This is a genomic window from Sporosarcina ureae (assembly GCF_002109325.1).
In the GTDB taxonomy this organism is placed as follows: Bacteria; Bacillota; Bacilli; order Bacillales_A; family Planococcaceae; genus Sporosarcina; species Sporosarcina ureae_C.
Genome location: NZ_CP015348.1, coordinates 2,612,314 through 2,638,982 on the forward strand (window position 1 = coordinate 2,612,314; position 26,669 = coordinate 2,638,982).

The following is a 26,669-nucleotide window of genomic DNA, read 5'->3' on the forward strand; positions in this document are numbered from 1 at the left end:
ATCATATGTTCATTTAAATTTGGAGAGGTGGCTAATTATGCACGCAGACATAGTATTTACTAATGGAGAAGTACTGACAGTTGATCAAAACGAAACTATTGCAGAAGCCGTGGCGGTGAAAGATCATATTATTGTCGCTGTAGGCAAGAACGATGAGATAGAATGTTATATTGGAGAAGAGACTAGGGTTATTGATTTGGAAGGCAAATCTCTCCTCCCAGGGTTTATAGATCCGCACTTGCACCTGACTATCTATGGAACAAACTTACTAGGTATTAGTTGTGCAAGTCCTGACATTCATTCCTTGGAAGATTTGTTTGCTGAAATTAAAAAACGTGCTACATCCACTCCTAAGGGTGAATGGATTCGTGTGACGAGTTTTAATGAAAGTGCTGTGAAGGAGGAGCGTTTTCCTACTATACAGGAGCTTGACGCGATTTCCACTGAACATCCAATAGTGATTATTAGAGTATGTAATCATACGTCTATTGCAAATAGCAAAGCAATGGAGCTTGCAGGGATTACAAGAGAAACTGTGAATCCAGCTGGCGGAGAAATAGAACGAGATTCATCAGGTGACTTGACAGGGAAAATGATTGAAAACGCACATATGCAATTATTCAGCGTAGCAGATTATAGCGAAGAGGAAATTGCACAAGGACTAAAGCTAGCATCACAAGTATTCGTGGAATCTGGTATCACTAGTCTCCATGACGCAGGCAGCTACGGATGGGGACCGGATATTTTACAATTGATTAAAAAAGCAATAGATTCTGGCGATGTGAAAAACAGAGTCTATACTCTCATTGGTTCATTGACGGATTCGGAGTCTTTCGTTCGACATATGATCGATGAAGGAGCGGTAACTGGAGATGGCGATGAGTGGCTCAAAATTGGACCGGCTAAACTCTTTACAGATGGCAGTAGTACAGGACCAACATTAGCCACTCGCGAGCCATACGATAGTGATCCAACAGATACAGGCATACTGTATTATGAACAGGATAGAATGAATGAAATACTTGGGGAAGCACATCGCAAAGGTTATCAAATCACTGCTCACGCTCAAGGAGATAGAGCGATTGAAATGTTGCTGAACTGTATAGAAAATGCATTAAATGAAAATCCGCGTTCTGATCACCGCCACCGCATTGAACATGCGGGGATTGCGAGCCCTGATCTTCAAGATCGAATGAAGGAATTAGGAGTTGTCATTATTCCTAATCCAGCTTTCATCTACGCGAATGGTGATTCCTATATTAAAAACTTTGGGGATCGTGTAAATGTAATGTATCCCGCAAATGATTACTTAGAAAAAGGAATTCCATTTGCATTCGCTTCTGATACACCAGTAGTAGATCATAATCCACTTATTGGCATCCATGCAGCTGTCAATAGAAAATCTATTTCAGGACAGGATGTAGGAGTCAGCCAACGAGTAAGTGTGCAAGATGCGATAAAGGCCTATACCTATATGGGGGCCTATGCTAGTTTTGATGAAAAAATAAAAGGTAGTATAGAAGTCGGGAAATTAGCTGATTTGGTTATATTGGATGAAAGTATACTTTCATTGGATACAGAAAGAATCAAAGATGTGTCCGTGGTCATGACGATTATCGATGGGGTAGTCGAGTATGAAAAGCCCCTTAGCCATGTGAAATAAGAAGTAACTTCAATTTTATAATTAATGTACGCAACAAAATGAGGACTATAGAAAGCTCTTTTATGAAGGGGCTACTCTATAGTCCTTTTTTATGTGTAACTACTTACAGAATATCCATGAATTACAAAACATCTAATCTCTATTGATATTTCATTACACTATGTCCAATGTGTTACAGCTGATTTACAAATATAATAGATTAAATAGTCTGATAACATTTACGGATCTAATGAGGAGGTGAAAATATGCTTGGATTTCCTGCTGAAACATTTTGGTGGTTTGTACCATGGCCTTTTATTTGGGTAGGATTGGCTGTAATCATATACTTTAAATTAAAGCGAGAAGATGATTTAGAAGATGAAATGGACGAACATGAAAAACAACAACAAAATATGCAGTAACAATGGGGGGATTCAATGAGTATCGATGGGATTATTTTTATTATCTATCTAGGTGTTCTATTAACGATTGGTTTATGGTTTTCCAGAAAATCAGCATCCTCAACAGAACAATATTTACTTGGCGGTCGTTCTCTAGGGCCTGCTGTTACTGCAATGACAATGCAAACGACTGCGATGAGTGGATTCATGTTTATGGGTGCTCCTGCTATGGCCTTTAAATACGGCTGGTATGCTATTTGGTACGCTATTGGTGATGCGGGTGGATCCATCATCAACCTATCCGTTTTAGGTAAACGGATGAGAAGAATGTCTGAAATTATGGGAGCGCTTTCACCGATTGAATATTTAGAGAAACGCTTTGAAAGTCCGAGCGTTCGTGTAGTAGGATCGATTATCTCCATCGTCTTTTTATTCGGTTATGTTTGCGCTCAGTTTATTGCAGCTGGAAAGGCTATGGCTACATTAACAGGTTTCACGTACGAACTATCATTAATTATCGGGATTAGCGTCATTATTGTCTACACGGTAGCTGGAGGTTATTTAGCTGTTGCGTATACCTCATTTGTACAAGGATTAATTATGGTGTTTGGCGTTGTAGGCATCGGTTTTCTTGCGTATTTTCATGTAGGGGGATTAACTGGATTGAACGTTGCCTTAAAAGCTATTGATCCTACCTACTTGAGTATCTGGGGTAAAGGTTTGGCATATTATGGGCAATGGGGAATGGTGATTGGTGCAATCCTTATCTATTCTATAGGCTATATGGGACTCCCACACGTAGTCGTTCGCCATATGTCTATGAAGAGTACGAAAACAGTAAAAGGAGCAGTCATGATCAGTGCTATTTGGAACCAATTTTTCATTTTCGTTCCTTATATTTTAGGATTGATCGGTATCATTTTGCTTCCTACAATTGCAGATCCTGAAATGATTATTACTGAACTGGCCTATACGTTATTCCCAGGAATCTTTGCAGCATTATTGCTTTCGGCAATTATGTCTGCTGTTATGTCCACTGCAGATTCTATCTTGATGCAAGCGGGATCTATTCTTTCGCGTGACGTGTATCAACGGTTCATCAACAAGAATGCTAGTCAAAAAACTATGATTCTCGTATCCAGACTGTGTATTTTAATGGGAGGTATTGTAGGTGTAATTGTAGCGATCTATGAGCCGCCATCGGTATTTGCATTAGTTCTGTTTGCGTTCGGTACACTAGGAAATGCTTTCTTAGTTCCATATGTTTCATCCGTCTACTATAAAAAAGCTAATTATATAGGCTGCTTATCTGCCATGATCGGTGGAGCGATGACAAATATTATTTGGACTTCCATGTCATTGGAAACATCGACTGGACTTCATCCGTTTTTGGCAGGTCTAATTGTATCGATTCTAGGTATGATGATTGGAAGTCAATTTGGTCGACAGCCTTCAGAAGAAGTACAAGAAGCATTTGAACAGTCTAGAAAAAAACGCTATTTTTCAAAGGAGTTTGATCGCAACATCACACGCGATCTGGCGCCAGAGGCAAGTAATGTATCTAAGTTTTTGATGAACGATAAATATTTCGCGGGAGTAGATAGTTATGAGCACCCTGTTAGTACAAGAAATTGATTTCTCGGAAGAAGAAGTATTGCTTGGGTTGCAACAGTATGAAAAACAAACGCTGTTTCACATTCAAGATTTAATTTACTATCCCTATTACTTCTTTGAATATCAAGTAAGCGCAAAAAGTTTGCTGAAGTTTAAGGGGAAAGTAGCCTGTACGGTAGACGCACTTGGTGGAAGAGGGTCACTTGTAGACGTCAAACCTATGTTCTTTGACCGGACAGTAGAAACTGGAAGAATTCCTCAGCCTGTCATTGCAGAGGAAGATGCCATTAGTATAGCGGAGCGATTTGTTTTTGATAATGCTTCCTCAAAAGCAAAATTCGTAACAATGCCTAAAATCATAGAAGTACAAAGAAATCTTTTTTATCGCCCTTTTTGGTTGACGGATTTCAAGTTGCCGAATAATAAGCAAGGACAACTTATTGTAGATGCAGTTAGCGGTAGTTATCATCCATTATGATGCAGGATAGAACTAAATAAACTAGCTCTTATTGCAGGGGGAAGTAGTAGTTCTTGAATACGAAGAGATATCATGCACTTACAGCCACTACTTGTATAGTCCAGGAAGTAGCAGCTGTAAGTTATATTAATCATTTTTGACTAAAATTTGTTTGGCCATAATAGCCACTTCGAGCGCAATGCGATTTAGGGGAGACATGAAATTCGGACCAAGTATCGTTTCGATTTTTTCCAGTCGGTGATATAGCGTTTGCCGAACAATAAAGAGACGATCTGCCGTTTCTTTTTTTGAGCCTCCACACTCAAGATAAATACGTAGAGTTTCAAATAACTCACTGTCTGTTTTAGTGTCATAGTCAATTAAAGATTGGAGATAATCTTCTACATAGTGATCAAGGTATCCTTCATCTTTAATCAATAGAAGCAATCTATAAATACCTAAGTCTTCATAGTAATCACTTTCAAATGAAAAACTTTGCTTAATATCCACTACTTTTTTGGCTTCCATATAGCCAGTTGGAATCTTTGAAGGGTCTTGGTGTACAGAGCTAATACCAAATTTATACGTACGACCGTTAGAGAAAGCATTATCATCCGTACTCTGGATCTGCTTGATTAGCTGAGTGAAGCGATTTGTATCTTTTATACGCTGATCGGATGCAATGAAGGAGGCAACGATTGTGATTTCATTTTTACTAACTGTAAGAGCGGGGAAAATACTGTGTCGCTTACAAAGTGAACGAATGATCATAGCCTGCTGCGAACGGATTTCTTCCCAATTATAGTCATCTATTACGGAGTCATGAGTATCCATTTGAATCATTAAAATACGATAATGTGTATTACGACTTTTCGTTGGTAAATAAAATTGATAATCCTCTTGTTCTACTGAACGACCATGTAGTAAATTACGAACAAATTCATCTTCATAATGTTGGTTTCTCTCTTGTATAGTACGATTTCGAAGTAATATTTGCGCAATGGCTAGAGAGGCTCGATCTAAAATTAAATAAATAAAGTCATCAGCCAGCGATTGTGGTAGATGTAAACACAGATAACCTAAGTCTTGGCCTAAACCACTTGTTGACAGCAGTGCGAATGGTTCTCCGTTTACCATGTATACGTCGTGCTCAAAAGTTTCTGTACGATTATCATTTAAGAAACGCTGCAGATCATCTTTCCAAGTTTTTGATTCAATAGGGTAATAATAGGATCTTTCATCGTCAGAAATAAACAACACATCTTGTTTAAAATGCACTTGTAACTCTTGTAAGATTTTTAAGATTCCATTAGGCATTAAGCTTAACTCATTAAATTTCCTAGATAGTGTATCGATTTTTGAAAGCATCTCATAATGCCGATTAATGATTACTGTATGCAAGTCTTGTGAAATATCAACAAATTTTACAGACTTCTCAAAAATAATGATAGGAAAGTTTTGATCATCGGCAAAGTCAATAATATCCTGCTGCACCTCACTAAGGTGAACTCCAATTTCAACACATAGACATGCCACATTCAATTCAATTAACTGTTTTATATAGTGTAATTGTGTTTCTGTATCAAGCTGTAAATGTATGCCCGTTGTTAAAATGATTTCACCTCCGTTGACCAATGAGCTGAAATCGCTTACTTCGAGTATGTGTGACCATCTAACTTGACGATCTAAGCCGTTTTTTCCTGCTAAGAGTCTTGCATGCTTAAAGGTGTCGCGGGCAAGGACGTCTTGAACAGTCAAAGAATGTTCGTTCATCATTACAGACCTCCATAACGTAAAAAAATACTTGGAACAATGTTACACAATGTAAAATGAAAGTTATTAGAATAGTCGTTAAACTATAGATAGTAGCTTAGCTCAAGTCTTGCTCTAAAGCAAGGTTAGAAGAAGGGGAGGAAGAAAAATGAATACATTGGTTGTAGAAAAGAAAGCGCTTTCTAATTTTATTAATGGACAATGGGTAAAATCACTCACGGATAAATATGAAGAGGTGCCAAATCCTGCCACAGGCGAAATTATTGCGGAAGTACCCGTTTCAACTGCGGAAGATCTACAAGTTGCCGTAGATGCAGCCAAAAAAGCTTTTTCTTCATGGAAGAAAGTTGCGGTACCGCAAAGGGCTCGTATTCTATTTAAGTATCAGCAACTTCTTGTGGCTCATTGGGAGGAGCTGGCACAACTAATTACAATAGAGAATGGAAAAAACTATGCAGAAGCTTATGGAGAAGTTCTGCGTGGGATTGAGTGTGTGGAATTTGCTTCAGGGGCACCAACCTTGATGATGGGTTACCAACTACCCGATATTGCTACCAACATTGAATCGGGTATGTATCGCTATCCTTTAGGCGTTGTCGGGGGGATTACACCGTTTAACTTCCCCATGATGGTTCCTTGCTGGATGTTCCCACTTGCCATTGCAGCAGGTAATACATTCATTTTGAAACCTTCAGAGCGTACACCTCTATTAGCGAATAGATTAGCAGAGTTATTAACGGAAGCGGGACTACCAGATGGAGTTTTCAATATCGTTCATGGAGCACATGATATCGTTAACGGAATTTTAAGCCATCCAGACATACCAGCAGTTTCATTTGTAGGATCACAACCGGTTGCAGAGTATGTATATAAAACAGGAACTGCTCATGGTAAGCGCGTTCAAGCACTAGCAGGCGCTAAGAACCATTCGATTGTTATGCCGGATGCAAATATGGATTTAACAGTTACGAATATTACTAATGCGGCATTTGGTTCTGCTGGTGAAAGATGTATGGCTGCTGCTGTCGTAGTCGCAGTTGGAGATATTGCTGACGAACTTGTGAAACGATTAGTTGAAGAGGCAAATAATATGACGATTGGAAATGGTTTGGAAGAAGGAGTGTTCCTTGGACCTGTTATTCGTGAGTCGCATAAAGATAAGACACTTTCTTACATCGAAGCAGGTATTGAAGAGGGCGCTAATCTCGTTCGTGATGGCCGTGGCGATCAATCTACTTCAGAAGGCGGCTATTTCGTAGGACCGACAATATTTGAAGGCGTTACGACCGAAATGCGAATTTGGAAGGAAGAAATCTTCGCGCCGGTACTCTCGGTGATCAGAGTAGAGACATTAGACGAAGCGATTCAACTTACAAATGAGTCAGATTTCGCGAATGGTGCTTGTTTGTACACAGATAGCTCGAAGGCTATTCGTCAATTCCGAGAAGAAATCGACGCAGGAATGCTCGGTATTAATCTAGGTGTACCAGCGCCTATGGCATTCTTCCCATTCTCTGGCTATAAGAAGTCATTTTACGGCGATTTGCATGCAAACGGCCGTGATGGAATTGAATTCTACACACGCAAGAAAATGTTGACTGCACGTCATGAATATTGAGAAAAGGGAGGAACGCATATTGAAAACTATACATGAACAGGATCAAAATAATAAACAGTCATTGACAGAACAAAATCGAGATAAAGTATGGCATCATATTTCTGCTTATAATGAAAAGAATCCACCGATGATTATTGAGAGTGGAGACAATGCATGGATTACAGATCATAAAGGAAATCGTTATTTAGATGGCATGTCAGGATTATGGTGTGTGAATGTCGGTTACGGAAGAGAAGAAATTGCAAAAGTTGCATATGAGCAAATGAAAAAACTAGCATATGTTCCGATGACACAAAGCCATGAACCGGCCATTCAACTTGCTGCTAAATTAAATGAAATGTTGGGAGACGACTATAAAATCTTCTATTCTAATAGTGGATCGGATGCGAATGAAGTAGCATTTAAACTAGTACGTCAATACCATCAGCAAAATGGGCAACCATCCCGATATAAATTCCTTTCCCGCTATCGTGCGTATCACGGAAGTTCAATGGGTGCATTATCTGCTACAGGCCAAGCACTTCGAAAGTATAAGTATGAACCACTAGTGCCAGGATTCTTGCATGTAGCGCCTCCGGATAACTATCGAAAACCAGAAGGGATTTCGGTGGAAGAATACAATATCCAGCGTGCTTTAGAGCTTGAAGAAAAGATTATTTGGGAGCAAAAAGAGACAATCGCAGGAATCATTATGGAGCCACTTATTACAGGTGGTGGGATTTTGATTCCACACCCGATCTACTTAGAGAAGGTGCAAGAGATCTGTACACGCCATGGCGTTCTATTAATTATCGACGAAGTAATTTGCGGATTTGGGCGTACTGGAAAAGCATTTGGACACCAACACTTCAAGGTAAAACCTGATATTGTGACGATGGCAAAAGGTTTGACTAGCGCATACTTACCGCTATCAGTTACCGCAATCCGAAAAGATATTTATGAAAAGTTCGATACGGGCGAAGAGCATAGTCATTTGCGCCATGTGAATACATTTGGAGGCAATCCGGCAGCTTGTGCAGTCGCACTAAAGAACTTAGAAATTTTGGAACGTGAAGACTTAATCAATCGTTCTGCTGAACTTGGCGATCGTTTGTCGGATGAGCTAGCTAGTTTGAAAGATCACCCGTATGTGGGAGACATCAGAAGTCTTGGATTCTTAATGGGTATTGAGATGGTAGAAGACAAAAAAACAAAAGAGCCTGCTTCAAATGCTCGTATTACAAAAATCATTGGAGAGTGTAAGGCGAACGGACTCATTGTTGGCCGAAACGGCGAAACAGTAGAAGGTTTCAATAACGTGCTTGCACTATGCCCGCCACTTTCCTGCACAGATGAAGACTTTGACTTTATTGTATCTGTTATTAAAAAAGTATTTAAAGAGAATGAGTAAATAGCGAGTCTATCCTTTGCGTGCATAAAGAAGTACCTCTTGTCTACTTGATGTAGTGAGCAGCTAGAGGTGCTTCTTCTATGCAATACTTTCTATTTCTTTATTAGCGTTATAACAGCCGAAAACTACGTAATGTTTATCTTTTATTCGAGGAGGAATGAGCATGTTAATTGGTGTACCGAAGGAAATTAAAAATAATGAAAATCGGGTAGCGATGACTCCGGCAGGCGTTTTCACACTTTGTACGTCAGGCCATGAAGTACTTATTGAAACGGGAGCGGGTCTAGGATCTAGTTTTACAGATGAGAGCTACGTTGAAGCAGGGGCTAAAATTGTCCAGACAGCAGAAGAAGCGTGGAATGTAGACATGGTGATGAAAGTAAAGGAACCGATCGCTTCTGAATACCGCTTTTTCCGCAAAGGATTAATACTGTTCACGTATTTACATTTGGCATCTGAAGTAGAGTTGACGAATGCACTCCTTGAAAATGAAGTAGTAGGTCTTGCTTATGAAACGGTTCAGCTACCTAATCATTCATTACCTCTGCTCGCTCCAATGAGTGAAGTGGCTGGAAGGATGGCTACACAAATTGGCGCTCAGTATCTTGAGAAAACAAAAGGTGGAAAAGGTGTTCTACTAGCTGGCGTGCCTGGTGTGTCTCGTGGAAAAGTCGTAGTGATTGGTGGAGGGCAGGCGGGTGCTAACGCGGCTCGTATTGCTGTGGGCATGGGTGCTCACGTAACGGTTCTAGATCTATCAGTCGATCGTTTACGTCATTTGGATGAAATTTTCGGTAATAGTATACAGACACTCGTTTCCAATCCATTTAATATCTCAGAATCTGTTAGAGAAGCAGATCTGGTGATAGGGGCAGTACTCATTCCAGGAGCCAAAGCACCTAAGCTTGTATCTGAAGAAGCGGTTCAATCGATGAAACCTGGATCCGTTTTAGTGGATATTGCCATCGATCAAGGAGGCATTTTTGAAACGTCAGATCGAGTGACAACACATGATGATCCTATCTACGTTAAGCATGATGTAGTGCATTATGCAGTTGCTAATATGCCAGGTGCTGTGCCACAAACATCTACTATGGCATTGACTAATGTCACGGTTCCTTATGCACTCCAAATTGCTAATAAAGGGTTTAAGCAAGCGCTTCTAGATAATGAAGCACTACGTAAAGGGTTAAATACAGTGAATGGAAACGTAACATACAAAGCAGTGGCTGAAGCGCAGGATCTGCAGTATGTATCTGCAGAATCTATTCTTGAAAACAGTGATTTAGTTACAAGTGTATGAAATGAACACGTCATGTTAGTAAACGAAATAATATAAGTCGTAATAGAAAAACCACTTACTTGAAACACACTTTAGAAATGAAGTGTGTTTCAAGTGAAGTGGCTTTTTGTGTCTATCAAAGTATTGCGGAGATAGTTGTTTTATTTAATAAGATTTCTAGTAACATCCTGTATAATTATCGAAAAGGGAGGTTACTAGAATTGAAAAACATGACAAAACATATCACAACTACTGCAATCGCCTTTCTGGTTACGTTTTCCTTGATGTTCGTAGCCGAAGCTGCAACTTGGCCGGATCATTCGCCCAATCAGGAGCCGGACAAGTCTTGGACGATCACGTTCAATAAACCGGTAAAGCGTGAAACAGTGCCAAGCTCGATTTATATCACAGATTCTCAAGGGAAAATACAGGAGAATGTGCTGTCCTATTCTGACAAAGATCAAAAAATACATATTGCACCGCCTGTAGGCAATTACCGTTACGGTGAACACTATACATTGGTTATCACTCAAGCCGTAGAAAACACGGACGGCCAATCATTAAAATCACCGATTACGAAGACGTTTTCGATCAAAGCAGGGGTAACCTATGATCTAGCGAATGTACAAGCCAATGGTACAACATCCATTATAGAAAGATTGCCAAGTTTTGAAGCTGCTGCAAATCGTATGAATAACAATCAAGTGGTATTGTTACAAAATAAGATTATTCATATGCCAGCAGGACTTGTCTCGACTGTAGCATATGGAGGGAGTTCATTGACGATTTTATATGCCAATGAAGCGTTAACTATACAAGAAACGTATGTACCAGCTGACACGGAGCTTCTTTACGTTGATTCAACAGCGAAATCTGTGAAGGTTGAACTGGCGGGAAGAAACTTCTACATTAAACCACAAAATGCGAGGCTATTGCCAAGTCAAACGGTGACGGATCGCACGTACTACAAAGTGTCGAAAGGTTCGCTCTATCACTTCATTTATTCACATAACGCCAAAAAATTTGCTTCATATGAAATGGGCGCGGCACCACGTTTCATGCAAGAGGGTGCCAAGTATTATAGCACGGACGGAAGCCATTTCCATGATGTGGTAGGCACAGCGGTCGGTACAGCCCATCAGTACTTCCAATACTTGCCGATGCGCAGTATGACACGCTATACAGCAGAAGAACTTGATGCGTATATTATGGATCAGTTAAGAAGACTTGAAAATGCCAACCCGCAACCTACGATCTACAAAAATGCGACGACAAGAAGCAAGTTGATTGGGATGGGGGCGGAGTTGAAGCGTATAGAACGAGAAAGTCATATTAACGCGATGCATATCCTTGCGCTGGCACAGCATGAAAGCCAATATGGGCTTAGTTCATACGCACTGAATTATAATAACTTATTCGGTATGTATGTGACGGATGATAATCCACAAAATAAATATTTTGCTTCTGTAAGTAAGAACATCCAGGAACTTGTCGATTCATTTTTGAATAGAAACTACTTACCACCAGGTGCCAAATATGCGAATGGAACGAATTTCGGCAATAAAGCAATCGGCATGAACGTCAAGTACGCGTCCGATCCGTATTGGGGCTCTAAAATTGGAGGCCATTTGTATCGGATGGATCGCTCGATGGGTGGGAAAGAGATGGCCAATCAGTTGAAGATTGGTTTGACGAATGAGGTTAAACTCAATGTTCGTCAAGATCCTAACACTAGCAGAGCTGAAGTTTATCAATATGCAAAGATTGGTATGCCATTGATTATTAACAACGATCAATTGCCTGAAAGCCCTTGGATTCAAATTCGATCAGATCTAGCACCGTATGATGTGTTGTATGTACATGGAAGTTATGTAGATCGATTGAAATGGGAATGAAGCAGAAGTTCAAATGGATATAAGAGGAACAAAGCGAGTGGCTACGGATACAGCAGATTGCACTGACGAAAAAACAGTGAGAACACAAGGCTATTGACCTTTTAGGTTAATAGCTTGTTTTTGTGTCTAATTAAATAGAATTTTACAAAAACTAGATATGTAGTATACTATAGGTAATAAATGGCTAATAGAAAGGGAGGGATTGGTGTGGCCTATACAGTACCTGAAACTATTAGATCGAGTGCAACGGCAGGAGAGCGTCTGCTATTTCGGACATTGAAGAACTATTTGCCTGACGATTATATTGTATATTACGAACCAGAAATACGTGGTAAGCGACCGGACTTCGTAGTGATTGGACCGGATCTCGGTATTCTAGTTCTCGAAGTGAAAGACTATACGAAAAACACGTTGTATCAGCTGGATCGTGATGAATGGACACTGATTAATTCAAACGGTGAACAAGTTAAAACGAAGAGTCCGCAGAAACAAGCAAGGGAGAATGCTTTTCTATTAGTAGATCTTTTGAAGAAAGATGGGAATCTTGTACAAACTGAGGGCAAGTATCAATCACAGTTGAAGTTTCCGTATGGTTTTGGAACAGTTTTCACGCGCCTTCATCAGAAAGACTTTCTTGAACTTGGTCTGTATGGCGTCATCGAACCTCACCTTTCGCTAACACGGGATGAAATGGATCCTGAACACGAGGCGTTTACAGAAGAGAATTTAATGGAAAAGATTGCGGAAATGTTTGTCGTTCCGTATCGATTGCGTGAACCGCTCGGTAAAGATGACATTGATGCGATACGTTATCATCTGTTTCCAGAAGTGCGAATTAGTGCTGAATTCAAGCAGCCTTCTCCGCATCAAGACCAATTATTGCTGTCGCTACATGACATTAAGACGATGGATTTGCATCAGGAAAATATGGCTAAGCAAATTGGTGACAAGAATAGGTTGATTCGTGGTGTGGCGGGAAGCGGAAAAACGCTCATATTGGCTAGTCGTGCAAAGTTGCTTTCGAGAGAGCATCCTGACTGGAAGATACTCATTCTCTGTTACAACATTTCATTGGCAAGAAATATTGAACACATGGTGCATCATATGATGAATGAGCCCGATTCACTGTTCGACTTTGACTTCACAAAAGAAGAAACCCACACAAAAAGAGCCAAGCATTTGATTCAAGTCCGGAATTTCCACAGCTGGTTGCGCAATGATTTGCGTATATCAGAAGCTACTATTCCTATGATGCTGGAGAAGTTAAAGCAGGGCGAAGCGATCTTGCCGAAGTACGATGCCATCATGATCGATGAAGGACAGGATTTCGACGCGGACTGGTTCAAACTGGTCAGCGAATTATTAAATCCTGATACCAAATCATTACTTCTTGTAGAAGACCGTGCGCAGTCCATTTATAAGCGAGGACGTTCGTATTTACAAGACACGGGTCTCGACTTCAGAGGACGCTCCAAAGTATTGAGCATTAATTACCGCAACACTGCACAGATCGTGTCGTTCGCATGGGCTTTCTATCAGCAACACTCTGTGCTAAAAAATAAAGTTGTCAGTAAAGAGTTCGAAGGCGATATCATTGCCCCACAAAGCACACGTAGGAAAGGCTATGAACCTGCGATTGTCCGCGTTGATAGTTTCAGGCGAGAAGCTGTGATCGTCGCCAAGCAAATTGCCAAACTACATCGTGAGCGGAAGTTGCCTTTATCTGAAATATTGATTCTGTACCGAGTTAAACGATTTTCAGGGCTAGACTATATCGCGCTGTTAAAAAGCGCATTGGAGCAAGAAGATATACCGTACTATTGGATCGCAGAAAACAGTGACTCAAAACGCAACTTTGATATCGATCACGAAAGCGTCAAAATTAGTACGATCGAAAGCAGTAAGGGCTTAGACTTTCAGGCGGTGTTTATCGTCAGCGCGAATAATATTCCATTTGCTTTGGAAGAAGATATCGAGCGTGAAGCATCGCTACTATATATAGGCATGACACGAGCGAAGGAGTATTTGTGTATTTCCTATTCAGGGGAATCCGAATTTACTGCGTACTTTGATAAAGTGTTGGAGGACCGGAAGAAAGAGGAAGGACCGGATGTAATTGAACAGTCGAAATAATACACAGCCATCTACCCTGATTGATAACTAATCAGCGAAGATGGCTTTTTTCTATGATACGATAGAAAGAAAACTTTCTAGGAGGTCGAACGCATGAATAACACCCCAAAAACACATGTCCTGATTTACGGAGATATTTTCGTGGACTATATTGCAACAGACAAAACCAACACGAAATTCAAGACGTTCCTCGGAGGTGCTACAATCAATGTGGCGGCAGGAGTTTCGCGCCTGGGTGCCAACTCTTCATTAATTACTGTAATCGGCGAAGATGAAGACTCGAACTTCGCAGTAAATGAACTGGAGACTGAAGGCGTCGATTTAACATATGCTTTACGATCTCCTAAGAAAAAAGTAAATCGTGTTTACGTTCATCTAACGCCAGAACGTGACCGTGTATTCGCGAACTATATAGATGACACGCCTGATCTACAGGTACAACCGAGCGACCTGGATGAACAGGCTTTCCGAAAGGCTTCCATATTACATATTTGCTCGGGTACAATGTTTCACCCGACCGCTCTAGCTACTACTAAAAGGGCTGTTGAATTAGCAAAGGCGAATGACGTGTATCTTTCACTAGATACTAATGTGAGACCACTTCGCTGGGAGAATGAAGACATATGTCGCAGTACGATTTTGTCATTTTTACATCAGACAGATTTGCTGAAATTAACGGAAGAAGAGCTAGCTTTTCTCATGAAGGAAACAGATGTGCAAAAAGCGCTGGCTGGACTTGCTGTATATAATATTCCTGTAGTTATGATGACGATGGGAGAACTGGGGACGCTTGCAGTAATTGAAGGCAAGCAACATCATGTAGGAGTCGTGCCAATTGAGCCGGTCGATACGACAGGTGCGGGGGATGCATTCATTGCGGGCGTACTTCGTGGACTTCATTTGCATGGTAAGCCAAATAATTTAGAAGAAATGCTGGATTATATACGTTTTGGCAATAAAATGGGAGCGTTATGCGCGATGAAATCAGGAGCTCTTTCTGCAATGCCATATGCGGATGAATTGGGCGAGTTAGAATAGGCCATTGTTCTGGAGGCCGCGCTCTATCAATCGGCTTAATCGCTCTATCGTGGCCCGTCAGTGCTCTATCCAGACCGCTATCCGCTCTATCGAAACCCATCACCGCTCTATGCTGTATTTTATCCGCTCTATGGCACTAGCCAACCGCTCATAGAAAAAACCACGCCTTGGTCAACAGAAAAAAGCAGCCTCGCCTTAAACCATGTGCTACAGTATTGATTTCTTCAGTCTATATTACTGTTAACGGTTAATATATAAGAAGATAAAGACTAAAGGAACAATGACTTCATTCGTACTATAACCTCGTTTGTAAAGCGTGGTGTTTCATAGTACTATGACGAAAAGGTAACGAATAAGGAAGGTGAGATGTATTATGCCGAACAGTACAAAGGAAATAAAAGTTGCAGCAACTCCGCAACAAGTATGGAGTTTTCTCATAGATGTAGACCAGTGGGCACCACTGATCCCAGGCTATATTGAACATGAGAAGAGTAATGATCAGCAATTCAAATGGAAGTTCCGAGCAGATCTTGGTGTGATACAAAAGAATATTGTCATGCAAGTGGATATTACAGAACAAGCCGAACATTCAAAAGTAGCGTTTACTCTAGAAGGTCTGAATGAAAATCTAGAAGGGAACGGAAGCTTTCAAGTAGAAGATGCAATAGATGCAACAAGTCTCATAGGTTATCTGGATATTACAGGTAAAGGGATGATGGGATCTGTTATGAATTCCATGATGAAAACGTATGTACCGGAAACAGTAAATGCGTTGACCGACGCAATTAGTGAAAAAATTAGCCAGACAGAATAAAAAAATGTACACAGTTACGCTGTGTACATTTTTTATTGCTTTCACGAACTATATTTAATTGTACAAATATCTTCTACATCAATCTCTTCTACTTCTGGTTCTCCAAATGGCTGAAAGTGAACGGTACGTCTTTTTCGGTCGAACTGTAAGTAATAACCGTTATGCTGTATCCCTCTCGACTCCTTTAATGTTATCTCCACAGGTGCTCCCATGGGTAAATCGACAAGTATATGGACGATCTTTCTTTGGTCATAACAACGCGCTTTTCGTTTTGAAATATTGGGTGATTCGTAATCATTGTAAGGTCTGTACTTCCTGGATGACATATTTTTATGCACCTCCCTCTCTCTTTAGCGTATGTGAAAATTCGCCTGAGAACTGTGCCGCTTCATTGGATAGGAACAATAAGAAAGGATTTAATTCTGTGAAGTGAAATATTGCATTACAAAATAGGGAGTAGCTTATAAATGTGATTCTTTGTGTGATTGCCCTATCACGCTGGAAAGGATTACTGTATTCAGCCTACAAAACAAAATGATGCTATTCCATAACGAGTGCATGCCTTTTGTATTAGTCCATATGATATAATAAAAGCGGTATTTCATTCAGGTAAATTAGGGAATGGAAGAGGGGGAACCGTATGTACTGTCCAAAATGTGGTCATAAAAATACTGACGAAGCAAACTTTTGTGGGGGCTGTGGCAAGGCGATGCACGGGTCTAATAAAAATAAACCACTTCTTGCAATAGTCTTGGCTTTACTAATTGGTGGAGCTGGTTATGGCTATGCAACGGACTGGAGTTTTGAGTGGCCGAAAGAGACAGTAGCCTCCACTAAAGCAGAAGATAGTAGCGAAAGTGAAAAGGAATTACGAATAAAAAAAGCACCAACTGTTGTCAATGAAACAAAGAAACAAGCTAAAGATAAAACGCAATTGATCAAAGAATCGTTACCTAGTGTATTTACAATTGGGACAAATGACGGTTCGGGATCAGGATTTCTTTATAAAACTGGCGGCTATATTGTGACGAATGCACACGTAGTGGCGGGCTATACCGATGTAATTGTCAGAAATTCTGTAGGGAAAGATTTTGAAGGTAAAGTCATTGGAATTTCAGATCGTTATGATATCGCATTGATTAAATCGGAAGCGAACAAACATGTCAAACCATTTGTGACGGAAACAAAAGAGACACCGATCGGTACAGAAGTTATTGCACTCGGAAGTCCAAAAGGTTTTGAGAATACGGCATCGATCGGTTATTTAACCGGGTTGAATCGTGATATGGAAATGGACTTCATTTATGAAAAAATCTATCAAATCGATGCGCAAATAGATCATGGAAGCAGTGGCGGACCTTTGCTTGATGCAACGACAGGCAAAGTCATCGGCATTAATTCGTTATTGTACAAAGACAATACCGTATTCGGGTTTTCGATTCCGATGCACAGTATGCAAAAACAAGTAGATGGATGGATTAACGAACCAATGAGCAGTCAAGCGGTAGCGGCATTGTTCAATGTTTACGAAAATTATGTGCCAGAGTCGTACTATGATTCTGATGATACATCTTGGGATTATGAGGATTACTATGGCTACGATGATTCAGAAGTGGATGAGGAATACGACTATGATGGCGATTATGATTATGTAGAAGAGCCTGAAGAATATGTAGATGGTATGGAAGTTGCAGATGAAAAGGTAGAGTCTTTCATCGATCAATTCAGAAACCAATATGAATATGCTGTCGATGAGGTGGATTACTCATATATCAATTCCTTTATCGCATCCGGTAGTTCGGCTGAAAATGAGTTACTAGCTTTTCTAGACGATCTGTCAGGGAAAAATGAATACTACGAATTCATTGACACGACCGTAACGAATATTGTGTACAATGATCAGTCGATTGACGTATATACATTTGAGACGATGGATTTTACGAAAGAAGACGGAACGAATAAATTGTTGGAAAAACATAAGAAGTACACGATTGTTATAGACGAATATGGCGATTATCAAATCAAACAAATAGCAAATCAATAACAAGTTGTTGCCGTGTCAGTGAACTGGCGCTGCAACGACTTTTTTATGTTTACGTTTAGTACAGACAACGTAATCCAAGAAGTAGACATCTACATAGATATGATATACTTTCCCTATTAAAGGAGGCGATGTGTCATGGATCACAAAAATTCAGAGCGTTTTCTCATTGCATTTAATAGAATCGATAAGTCCTTGATGAAAATTACGGATATGCCAAGTCATTTATCATTCTCTAAGAAAATCGCCAAAGCGAAATCACAAAACGCATTGATTGCCCGTTATGAAGATGAACTACATGAATTCAGTAGTTTACGTAATGCGATTGTGCATAATCGTACAGGATTTGACTACGCTATAGCAGAGCCACATGATGAAATTGTGGAATTAATTGAAAGCATAGATAAAGGACTATCGCATCCTGTCACCGTCAAGGATCTGTTTTCGGGAAAAGTACATACCGTGCAGTCAGATGAATCACTGGCGACTGGTTTGCGTTTGATAAGAGAAAGGAAATTTAATCAGTTGCCCATTTATAAAAAAGGTCGATTCATGGGGTTGATTACTGCAAATGGTATCATGAATTGGCTTGCCGATCAGGAAACCGATTGCATTTCCCGGGAAATACCGACATTACTCGACGTATATAATCATGAAAAACGAAAGAAAACCTATCGTTTTGTCAAATGTACGATGTCGGCTTACGAAGCGGAAGGGTATTTCAGAAAATCCATTATGTCAGGGCAACGGCTAGAAGCATTGTTGATTACCGAGCAAGGTGGTAAAGATGAAAAATTATTGGGCATCATTACACCATTGGATTTATTGAAATTGGATGAATGATAAGTAGCAGAAAAGGTGGATATTATGGATAGTGAACAAAATAAATCATTATATGAACCGGCAATCCATTTCCAAAACGTCTCATTTGAAATAGCGGGAAATAAGATTCTTGAAAATATAACAGGATCATTCCCTACCGGTCAGATCACAGTGCTTGTCGGGCCTTCGGGTGCAGGGAAAACGACATTATTGAAAATGTGCAACGGTTTGCTAAGTCCTACGAGTGGAGATATTACGGTACAAGGCCGGGCCATTCATGATATGTCGCCGATTGATCTCCGACGAAAAGCAGGAATGGTGTTACAAAATTCGCCGATGATCGCAGGGAGCGTCTATGACAATTTGGCACTACCATTGCGGTTACAGGACAAGAAGTTGAGTAAAGAAAAAGCACTAGATATTTTAGATCAAGTCGGTCTTGAAGCAGAGTATCTAGAACGAGACAGCCAGAACTTATCAGGTGGCCAGCAGCAGAAAGTATCGATTGCCCGGACATTATTAAATGAGTCGAAGATTTTGTTGATGGATGAAATTACGTCTTCGCTAGATCCATCTTCGTTGAATGAAGTAGAGGATTTGATTCGTGACCTGCATGAAAAGCATGAAATTACGGTCATCTGGATCACGCATAACTTGGAGCAGGCGAAGCGAATGGGGCAGTATGCATGGATCATGGTGGACGGGAAATTAGTGGATGCCGGTGAAATATCTGTACTTGATCATTCGGATATTCCATCAGTCAACCGTTTCTTGAAGGGGGAATTTACATGAGTACCACTGCCTTATTCCTGACACTGATATTTGTGTTGATTCCGCTAGCGCTATCAAAAACACTTGGATTACAACTGGAGAAAGATACAATTATCGCTACGATTCGCTCAACTGTACAATTAGTAGCGGTCGGGTTCGTATTGAAATTTGTCTTTGATTCTGAAAGTTATGTATTTATATTCTTAATGGTCGCCTTGATGATCGGCGCGGCAGTTCAAAATGCGCGTAAGAAGGGGACTCAAATCAAAGGAATCACGTGGAAGTTGATCGTGACTTTTGTGTTATTAGAAGTTTTGACGCAAGGGATTTTACTCGGATTCAAAATTGTCCCAGCGACTGCACAATATATTATTTCCATAACGGGCATGGTAGTTGGAAACTCGATGGTGCTTGCGATTTTATTCCTCAATCGTTTCGTATCGGAAGTAGAGACGCATCGCTCAGAAAGCGAACTCATTTTATCACTTGGTGGAACCCCAAAACAGGCGATACATAGGCAATTGATTCGCTCGATACAGGCAAGTATGATTCCAACTATTGAAAGTCAAAAGACGATTGGACTCGTACAGTTGCCTGGTATGATGAGTGGCCAAATCATTGCAGGCGCTGATCCTTTAGAGGCAGTGCAATTTCAGATTTTAATTGTGTTTCTTTTGCTGACAACTGCGGCATTAACTAGTGCATGTCTAGGATTACTCTCTTATCCATCCCTGTTCAATGAACGTATGCAGATGATTCAACAGGAAAATGAGCACTCGAAGTAATTACTTATCGAGTGCTTTAGATAGTGGATAAATGCCAATACTTTGTACAACGAGTGACAAGAACACTACAGCGAATCCCAATGAGACAAGTACATCTGCAGAGCTGTCTGCCGCATCAGCTAAGCTTAGTAGTAAGAAAATAGACATCGTCCCACGAATGCCAGCCCATGATAGGAGCGAGGCTTTTTTGACGTCCACCAACTCTCGATAGCCTGAAAATAATTGCATCGTCCCCGCGATTACAATAAAGCGAGTACCAATTGAAACGAAGAAAATGGCAATCGCGAGCAACCAATAATCAAAAGCTAATAAATAGTCAGCGGCCACAATACCGATGGCTAAAAATAGTATCGCAAGCAAACCAGGTTCTGCCACCTCCCAAAATCCGTTCAATGACTCCCGATGCATTTCTTCTTCACTGGCACGTTCGAGCTCAGCAGATAGCATAATACCGGCAGCGACCGTCGCCAACACCCCTGAAAACCCGAAAGCTTCCGCTAAATGAAAGGCCCCATACGCAATAATAATACTCAGTAATACTTGACTCTCGCGTTGTGTGGATAGGTGAACCGCTTTACTAACTATCCAGCCAGCAACTACACCTGTTGCGATACCGCCAATCGATACAGATAGAAAATCCCCTAGAAATGGCCAGAATTCAAAGCTTTGCTGTTTGGTGAACATAGTCAATAGCACAGTAAAGAGAACGACGCTAGTTCCATCATTAATCATAGATTCACCGTCAAGAATATCCGCAACAGATGGATCATCTAGCGACTTTTCCAAAATGGATACGACAGAGACTGGATCAGTTGGTGTGAGAATAGAAGCGACGAGTAAAGCGCCAACCCATGTCATCTCTATACTTGCCCCCATCCAATATGTAGCGAGTCCCAAAAGAATGGCAGTCACAAGTAACCCCGCCGTACTTAGCGTTCCGATGACTTTGACATGCTTTCTTAAGGATGAAGCCGAGTAGTGGTAAGCTGATGCGAATAATAGCCCTGGCAAGAATATATTATAGATGACTTCTTTGGAGATATTGATACTGTCGAAATAAGGAATGAATGACAGTCCAAAGCCGATTGCGACCAGAAAGACGGGAAGTGGGAAGTTCTTTTGTTTTTTATCAATGGTCATGGCGATGTAGCCAATTGTTAACAAGATCAGTATTTGCACAGCGGTCATGCTGTTTCGCTCCTTTCTCTTGGTGTTTAGTTGTTGTTATTCCCTTGGTTGGTGGTTTGGAAACTGGTTTTGGGGTGGGGGGAGTAGGATACGATGTTGGGTAGCTGTTTTGAGACGGCTTATTCTTCCTTGTTTTTTGCAGAGGTAGTGGTTTGACTAGCAGAGTAAGTGGGGCGGTCATTGACGCCACTTCGGCGGTGGTGGATGGCTTCCGCAATGAGCCAGACAGGAAGTGCGCCTGGCTGTCTCATTGCTACGCCTACCACTGTCAGCCGCCTTCGTTTGATAGTGTGTAAGTCAGTTCAGTTACTTGTTTTGCAAGAATAGTAACTAGTACTACCCAGTCACTGGTTTTATCTCCTATAAACCACAATCCAACTTATCAAACAATCAGTAGCGCAGGCACAACTGCGGGGTCGGCCGTGGCCATGAGACAGCTAGCAGCTCCACCGCTAGTTGGCTCCTGGCTGGAGGCAATCCCCCACGTGCCTGCGCGGCTCCAAAGCATGACCCTCACTACTTTCAATGGACAAGTCAATGTCGAGCGATGATCCAATCTATCTCCTAATGACTTTACTAAGACCGAAGTATTGTCCCACCCAGTCACTGGTTTTCATCTTTTATAAACCACAATCCAACTTATCAAACACTCAGCAGCGCAGGCACAACTGCGGGGTAGGCCGTGGCCATGAGACAGCTAGCAGCTCCACCGCTAGTTGGCTCCTGGCTGGAGGCAATCCCCCACGTGCCTGCGCGGCTCCAAAGCATGACCCTCGCTACCTTCAATGATCAAGTCAATGTCGAGCCACGACCCAATCCACCACTAGTCCAAACGATTCATTATCAATAATCTATTTGACAATGATTCTCATTATCGTTTATGATGTTTTTCAATGAGAAACATTCTCATTATATTCGAGGGGGAATGAAAAGAGATGAAGAAGTTAGCAAGCGTGTTGAGCATACTCATGTTTCTGTTTGTACTCAGCGCATGTGGAACAGAGGATGGGAAAGCTGAAGACAAAACAGCCGCATCAGCAGTCAAAGCTGAAGAAACAGAAAAAGTAGAAGAAACGACTGGCACAGCTATCGAAGTGACAGACATGATCGGCCAAACCTCAACATTCGATGAAGTGCCAAAATCTGTCGCCACGCTAAGCTCAGGCGACCTCGATATGCTACTCGCACTTGGAATAAAAGTGGACGGGCGTCCAACAGTACAAGGACCACCAAACAAAGACTTAGAAGGCATCGCTGAAATCGGAAACCCGCATCAGCCGAATTTTGAGAAAATTGCGGAAATAAATCCCGAAGTCATCATTGCGGCCCCAAGCTTCAAACAACACGAAGCGAACATGGAACGCCAAGGTACAAAAATTGTGTATACAGCCGCTAACTCTGTAGACGATATCAAAAAGACGATCGGACTCTTCGGACAGCTATTCGATAAAGAAACAGAAGCAAAAACAATTCAAGACGATATTACCGAACAAATTGAAAAGAGCTCAGCGGACAAAGCGGAAGCTGTGAAAACTTTACTAGTATACGGAGCACCAGGTACATACATGGTGGCACTACCTAATTCATTATCAGGAAATCTACTTGAACTAGCAGGTGGAGAAAACATTGCAAGCGATTTCCCGAATGAAGAAAAATATCCACAATACGCAAGTTTGAGCGTTGAGAAAATTATTGAACGCAATCCAGAAATGGTCATGTTGATTACTCACGGAGAACCTGAAGCAGTCAAAGCAGCATTCGAAGGTGAAATGTTGAAGAACCCAGCATGGAAAAATCTTGATGCAGTGAAAAAAGGTAATGTGATGGTCTTACCTTCACACTTGTTCGGTACAAACCCTGGAACAAAAGTAGTTGAAGCACTTGACGTGATGAAAGAAAGCTTAGGACAGGTTAAATAAGATGATTGCAGTAGGAGAGCAAACGCAGAAAGAACGTCATCCACTTGCGAGAAAACGTGTCATCGTTCTCGTGACGAGTGGAAGTCTACTGTTAATCGCAGCTATTTTAAGCTTGATGATCGGTCCAGTGTCGTTCTCCATGCAAGAAATTTGGAATGGGATTTTCGTGGCAAACGATACGATGGAGCGGCGAATTGTATGGGAACTTCGCTTTCCACGTGTACTAGTCGGCATGATTGTCGGAGTAAGTCTTGCGGTAGCCGGTGCTATTTTACAAGGCGTTATGCGTAATCCATTGGCTGATCCAGGAATTATCGGTGTCTCATCAGGTGCGGGACTTGCAGCGACAGTCATAATGATTATTTATCCGGCCTATATTATGTTTCTACCACTTGCTGCGTTTCTTGGAGCACTTGCAACGGCCATTGTGATCTATGCGTTGTCTTGGAGAGGTGGCGCATCGCCTTTACGAATTATTTTAGTCGGTGTCGCAATTAATGCAGTGATCGGCGCATGCATGAGTGCGTTAATGCTGCTTTACAGCGACCGCGTGCAAGCTGTATTGCCTTGGCTTGCTGGAGGAATTGCAGGCGTGGGGTGGGTGCAGTTTGAAATGATCATCTACTACGCGATTGCGGCATTTGTATTGGCCATTTTCTCAGTCAAGCATATTCGCATTTTGCGTCTAGGTGACGAAGTAGCCAAGCTGCTCGGACATAACGTGGAACGAAGTCGATTTTTTCTCATAGTCTTAAGCACTCTACTTGCGGGGATGGCGGTCAGTGTTTCGGGATTGATTGGTTTTGTTGGACTTGTTGTACCGCATATTATGCGCTCTATAGTAGGAGGCGACTATCGATTCTTGTTACCCGCTTCAGCACTTGGTGGTGGATTACTCGTCGTAGTAGCAGACACAATTGCCCGTACGTTATTCAATCCAATTGAATTGCCAGTAGGAATCTTACTCTCCTTCTTAGGTGGACCATTCTTCTTGTACTTAATTCAAAAACGGAGGGATTCATTTGCTGATAACTGAAGAACTTACGTATCGACATTCGGATTCATTCGAATTAACGAAGATAGATTTGCATATTAAACAAGGAGAAATCGTCAGTTTGCTAGGACCAAATGGTTCGGGCAAATCGACATTCCTGCGACTGATTTCACGATTGATCACGCCTGGCAGTGGAGAAGTTCTGCTAAATGGCGAACGATTGAAACGAATGAAATCCCAGGAAGTAGCACGGAATTTGGCTATGCTACCGCAAATGCAAGATCATCAACTTGATGTGACCGTAGGCGAGTTAGTGGAGTTCGGTCGTCATCCCCATCGCTCGGGATACGGCAAGTTAAGTTCAGAAGACCAAGAAATTATCGACTGGGCGATCGGCGTGACAAAGTTGGATAAATACAAAAATCGTATGTTGCAGTCATTATCAGGTGGAGAACGTCAGCGAGCTTGGATTGCGATGGCGATTGCGCAACGACCTAAAGTATTATTACTCGATGAACCGACGACGTATTTAGATATTTCGCATCAACTCGAAGTCATGGAATTGGTTACAGAATTAAATGAAACGTATGGAATGACGGTGATTATGGTTCTTCATGACATCAATCAGGCGGCTAGTTACAGTGACCGGCTCATCGTATTAAAAGATGGTAGTGTTCGTTTTGACGGCATTCCGCAGTGCGTATTGTGCAAAGATATGTTCCGTTCTATTTTCGAGATAGATGCGGAGATATTTATGAATAATGGGAAGTGCTTTTTCACGCCAAGTAAATTACGGAAGGATGATTGTTCTGAGAACCGAAGGAGAAAAGAAACAACCAATTGATCAAGCGTTAGTGCGTCAATACTTGATTGCAACCCACGGTGATTTTGAAGAAGTACAAAAGTTAATTGAGCAGGAGCCTGATTTAGTCCACGCTGTGATGAACTGGGGTGGAGACGACTGGGAAAGTGGTCTTGGAGCCGCAGCGCATACCGGTAATCGAAATATCGCGGAGTACTTATTAGAAAAAGGCGCGCGTATGGATATATTTGCAGCTGCCATGTTAGGAGAACTCGAGATCGTTAAATCGATGTTGAAATGGTATCCAAATGCGAGCGAATTAAAAGGGCCGCATGGCATTCCGTTACTGCGTCACGCAGCAGCAGGTGGAGAACAATCAGCATCAGTACTTGAATATTTACAGTCGATGAAAATGGAGGCAGTATAATGCAGAAAATGGTTGCAATTAATACGATTTATGTAGAAAAAGGTAAAGGGGAACAAATCACTGCTCGTTTCGCTAAAGCAAAGTCAGTTCATACGTTTGAAGGGTTCATTCGCATGGAAGTGTTGCTGAGTGAAGAAGGTGAAGAGCGTGATGAAGTAAAAGTATGTACAACATGGGAAGACCGCCAGTTTTTTGACAAGTGGTTACATAGCCGAGAGAATGCAAAAGCGCATGACGCAAAAGCACCGCAAGGACCGAGTTCAATCCTCGGTAATGAAGTAAAGACTTTTGATGTGAAAGTTCAACACTTACCGATAGAAAAGGTAGAAAGTAAGTAATTCAAGACAGCGACAAGTATCAAGTTGTCGCTGACCTTCCGATTGTGATCTATGGAGTGGAATGAAGTCTCCTCTTCATAGATGGCTTTCGGAAATCCGTCAGCACAAACGGTATATCACGGAAACGCTTGAAAGTGAACTGTCAAAGCTACTTATTGGAATGCAACGTGCCAAAGCCCACCATTGCTTTACCACGCAGCATCCCAAACGCAACCCTCCCTTACTTGCGGACATTCAATATATTCTAGCAGGGTTACTTTCAAGCCGTTTCATTTTGCTACTCTCTTTATAGAGAGTAGCCTTTTTAATGATGAAATGTTAGTGAATGCTCAATGTAACGGGGTATCCGCTCTATGAGAAGCCTTGAGTGCTCTATGTGCTACTTTATCCGCTCTATGCGCCGCGCTAAAAGCTCATAGTTACGTGGTAAGCGCTCTAAAAGCTCATACAACCGCTCATAGCCTAAAGTCTCATAGTACAAAGTTTTCGGCAATCAACTAAAAACCCGCCACTTCGTAAGGAAGT

At 41.4% G+C, this 26,669-nt stretch carries 25 protein-coding genes; 20 read left to right on the forward strand and 5 right to left on the reverse strand.

Translation table 11 applies throughout. The annotated features are described in order from the left end of the window. Positions 1–37 precede the first annotated feature (37 nt). From SporoP32a_RS12905 to SporoP32a_RS12915, 4 genes are all read left to right on the forward strand, one after another. Positions 38–1,663, forward strand: a complete 1,626-nt coding sequence (locus SporoP32a_RS12905) for an amidohydrolase (protein ID WP_085428265.1) — start codon at positions 38–40, stop codon at positions 1,661–1,663. A gap of 245 nt (positions 1,664–1,908) precedes the next feature. Then, complete coding sequence (locus SporoP32a_RS17085) at positions 1,909–2,064, forward strand: hypothetical protein (protein WP_198166169.1); 156 nt, start codon at positions 1,909–1,911, stop codon at positions 2,062–2,064. Between the two features lie 15 nt (positions 2,065–2,079). After that, entirely contained in the window at positions 2,080–3,678 is a 1,599-nt protein-coding gene (locus tag SporoP32a_RS12910; RefSeq protein ID WP_085428266.1) for a sodium/proline symporter, read from the forward strand. Then, positions 3,650–4,135 carry a hypothetical protein gene (locus tag SporoP32a_RS12915; protein WP_085428267.1) on the forward strand — a complete coding sequence of 162 codons (486 nt, stop codon included), beginning with the start codon at positions 3,650–3,652 and terminating at the stop codon, positions 4,133–4,135. The genes SporoP32a_RS12910 and SporoP32a_RS12915 overlap by 29 nt, the downstream gene beginning before the upstream one ends. 126 nt (positions 4,136–4,261) lie before the next feature. Here SporoP32a_RS12915 and SporoP32a_RS12920 read toward each other — a convergent pair whose 3' ends face one another. Then, positions 4,262–5,890, reverse strand: a complete 1,629-nt coding sequence (locus SporoP32a_RS12920) for a PucR family transcriptional regulator (RefSeq protein ID WP_232319533.1) — start codon at positions 5,888–5,890, stop codon at positions 4,262–4,264. Positions 5,891–6,035: 145 nt separating this feature from the next. Here SporoP32a_RS12920 and SporoP32a_RS12925 point away from each other — a divergent pair, with 145 nt between their 5' ends. The 7 genes from SporoP32a_RS12925 (at position 6,036) to SporoP32a_RS12955 (ending at position 16,057) form a co-directional block, all read left to right on the forward strand. Beyond that, positions 6,036–7,505 carry a CoA-acylating methylmalonate-semialdehyde dehydrogenase gene (locus tag SporoP32a_RS12925; RefSeq protein WP_085428268.1) on the forward strand — a complete coding sequence of 490 codons (1,470 nt, stop codon included), beginning with the start codon at positions 6,036–6,038 and terminating at the stop codon, positions 7,503–7,505. Then, positions 7,495–8,895, forward strand: coding sequence for an aspartate aminotransferase family protein (locus SporoP32a_RS12930; RefSeq protein WP_085428269.1), 1,401 nt, complete (start codon positions 7,495–7,497; stop codon positions 8,893–8,895). Before SporoP32a_RS12925 ends, SporoP32a_RS12930 begins: the two co-directional genes overlap by 11 nt. Positions 8,896–9,058: 163 nt before the next feature. Continuing rightward, a complete protein-coding gene (gene ald / locus SporoP32a_RS12935; protein WP_085428270.1) occupies positions 9,059–10,198 on the forward strand; it encodes an alanine dehydrogenase in 1,140 nt (379 codons plus the stop codon). Between the two features lie 209 nt (positions 10,199–10,407). Continuing rightward, positions 10,408–12,072, forward strand: a complete 1,665-nt coding sequence (locus tag SporoP32a_RS12940) for a glucosaminidase domain-containing protein (protein WP_232319648.1) — start codon at positions 10,408–10,410, stop codon at positions 12,070–12,072. Between the two features lie 207 nt (positions 12,073–12,279). After that, positions 12,280–14,205, forward strand: coding sequence for a 3'-5' exonuclease (locus SporoP32a_RS12945; protein WP_085428272.1), 1,926 nt, complete (start codon positions 12,280–12,282; stop codon positions 14,203–14,205). Positions 14,206–14,298: 93 nt separating this feature from the next. Further along, positions 14,299–15,243, forward strand: coding sequence for a carbohydrate kinase family protein (locus SporoP32a_RS12950; protein ID WP_085428273.1), 945 nt, complete (start codon positions 14,299–14,301; stop codon positions 15,241–15,243). A 373-nt stretch (positions 15,244–15,616) separates the two neighbouring features. Then, complete coding sequence (locus tag SporoP32a_RS12955) at positions 15,617–16,057, forward strand: SRPBCC family protein (protein ID WP_085428274.1); 441 nt, start codon at positions 15,617–15,619, stop codon at positions 16,055–16,057. 41 nt (positions 16,058–16,098) lie between these two features. On the opposite strand, the gene SporoP32a_RS12960 is transcribed toward SporoP32a_RS12955, so the two are convergent. Beyond that, a complete protein-coding gene (locus SporoP32a_RS12960; RefSeq protein WP_085428275.1) occupies positions 16,099–16,383 on the reverse strand; it encodes a hypothetical protein in 285 nt (94 codons plus the stop codon). 314 nt (positions 16,384–16,697) lie between these two features. Between SporoP32a_RS12960 and SporoP32a_RS12965 the strand changes: the two genes are divergently transcribed. From SporoP32a_RS12965 to SporoP32a_RS12980, 4 genes are all read left to right on the forward strand, one after another. After that, positions 16,698–18,101, forward strand: coding sequence for a trypsin-like peptidase domain-containing protein (locus SporoP32a_RS12965; protein ID WP_085428276.1), 1,404 nt, complete (start codon positions 16,698–16,700; stop codon positions 18,099–18,101). Between the two features lie 135 nt (positions 18,102–18,236). Continuing rightward, positions 18,237–18,941, forward strand: a complete 705-nt coding sequence (locus SporoP32a_RS12970) for a CBS domain-containing protein (RefSeq protein ID WP_085428277.1) — start codon at positions 18,237–18,239, stop codon at positions 18,939–18,941. A gap of 24 nt (positions 18,942–18,965) precedes the next feature. After that, a complete protein-coding gene (locus SporoP32a_RS12975) occupies positions 18,966–19,712 on the forward strand; it encodes an ABC transporter ATP-binding protein (RefSeq protein ID WP_085428278.1) in 747 nt (248 codons plus the stop codon). Beyond that, complete coding sequence (locus SporoP32a_RS12980; RefSeq protein WP_085428279.1) at positions 19,709–20,476, forward strand: ABC transporter permease; 768 nt, start codon at positions 19,709–19,711, stop codon at positions 20,474–20,476. The genes SporoP32a_RS12975 and SporoP32a_RS12980 overlap by 4 nt, the downstream gene beginning before the upstream one ends. Here SporoP32a_RS12980 and SporoP32a_RS12985 read toward each other — a convergent pair whose 3' ends face one another. The 3 genes from SporoP32a_RS12985 to SporoP32a_RS16875 all read right to left on the reverse strand — a co-directional run bounded on the left by SporoP32a_RS12985 (position 20,477) and on the right by SporoP32a_RS16875 (position 22,271). Further along, complete coding sequence (locus tag SporoP32a_RS12985; RefSeq protein ID WP_085428280.1) at positions 20,477–21,664, reverse strand: cation:proton antiporter; 1,188 nt, start codon at positions 21,662–21,664, stop codon at positions 20,477–20,479. A gap of 119 nt (positions 21,665–21,783) precedes the next feature. After that, entirely contained in the window at positions 21,784–21,930 is a 147-nt protein-coding gene (locus SporoP32a_RS16870; RefSeq protein WP_157129980.1) for a hypothetical protein, read from the reverse strand. A gap of 116 nt (positions 21,931–22,046) precedes the next feature. After that, positions 22,047–22,271, reverse strand: a complete 225-nt coding sequence (locus tag SporoP32a_RS16875) for a hypothetical protein (protein WP_157129981.1) — start codon at positions 22,269–22,271, stop codon at positions 22,047–22,049. Between the two features lie 328 nt (positions 22,272–22,599). On the opposite strand from SporoP32a_RS16875, the gene SporoP32a_RS12990 reads away from it, so the two are divergent. Genes SporoP32a_RS12990 through SporoP32a_RS13010 form a run of 5 tightly spaced genes read left to right on the forward strand, consistent with a single transcriptional unit; the run spans position 22,600 to position 26,144 of the window. After that, positions 22,600–23,583: an ABC transporter substrate-binding protein gene (locus SporoP32a_RS12990; RefSeq protein ID WP_085428281.1), complete on the forward strand. Its 984-nt coding sequence runs from the start codon at positions 22,600–22,602 to the stop codon at positions 23,581–23,583. A 4-nt stretch (positions 23,584–23,587) separates the two neighbouring features. After that, positions 23,588–24,619 carry a FecCD family ABC transporter permease gene (locus SporoP32a_RS12995; RefSeq protein WP_369823304.1) on the forward strand — a complete coding sequence of 344 codons (1,032 nt, stop codon included), beginning with the start codon at positions 23,588–23,590 and terminating at the stop codon, positions 24,617–24,619. After that, the gene (locus SporoP32a_RS13000; protein ID WP_085428283.1) at positions 24,606–25,421 is read left to right on the forward strand and encodes an ABC transporter ATP-binding protein; all 816 of its coding nucleotides are present in this window, start codon (positions 24,606–24,608) and stop codon (positions 25,419–25,421) included. The genes SporoP32a_RS12995 and SporoP32a_RS13000 overlap by 14 nt, the downstream gene beginning before the upstream one ends. Next, complete coding sequence (locus tag SporoP32a_RS13005) at positions 25,378–25,806, forward strand: ankyrin repeat domain-containing protein (RefSeq protein ID WP_085428284.1); 429 nt, start codon at positions 25,378–25,380, stop codon at positions 25,804–25,806. The genes SporoP32a_RS13000 and SporoP32a_RS13005 overlap by 44 nt, the downstream gene beginning before the upstream one ends. Beyond that, a complete protein-coding gene (locus SporoP32a_RS13010; RefSeq protein WP_085428285.1) occupies positions 25,806–26,144 on the forward strand; it encodes an antibiotic biosynthesis monooxygenase in 339 nt (112 codons plus the stop codon). Before SporoP32a_RS13005 ends, SporoP32a_RS13010 begins: the two co-directional genes overlap by 1 nt. Positions 26,145–26,669: the final 525 nt, after the last annotated feature.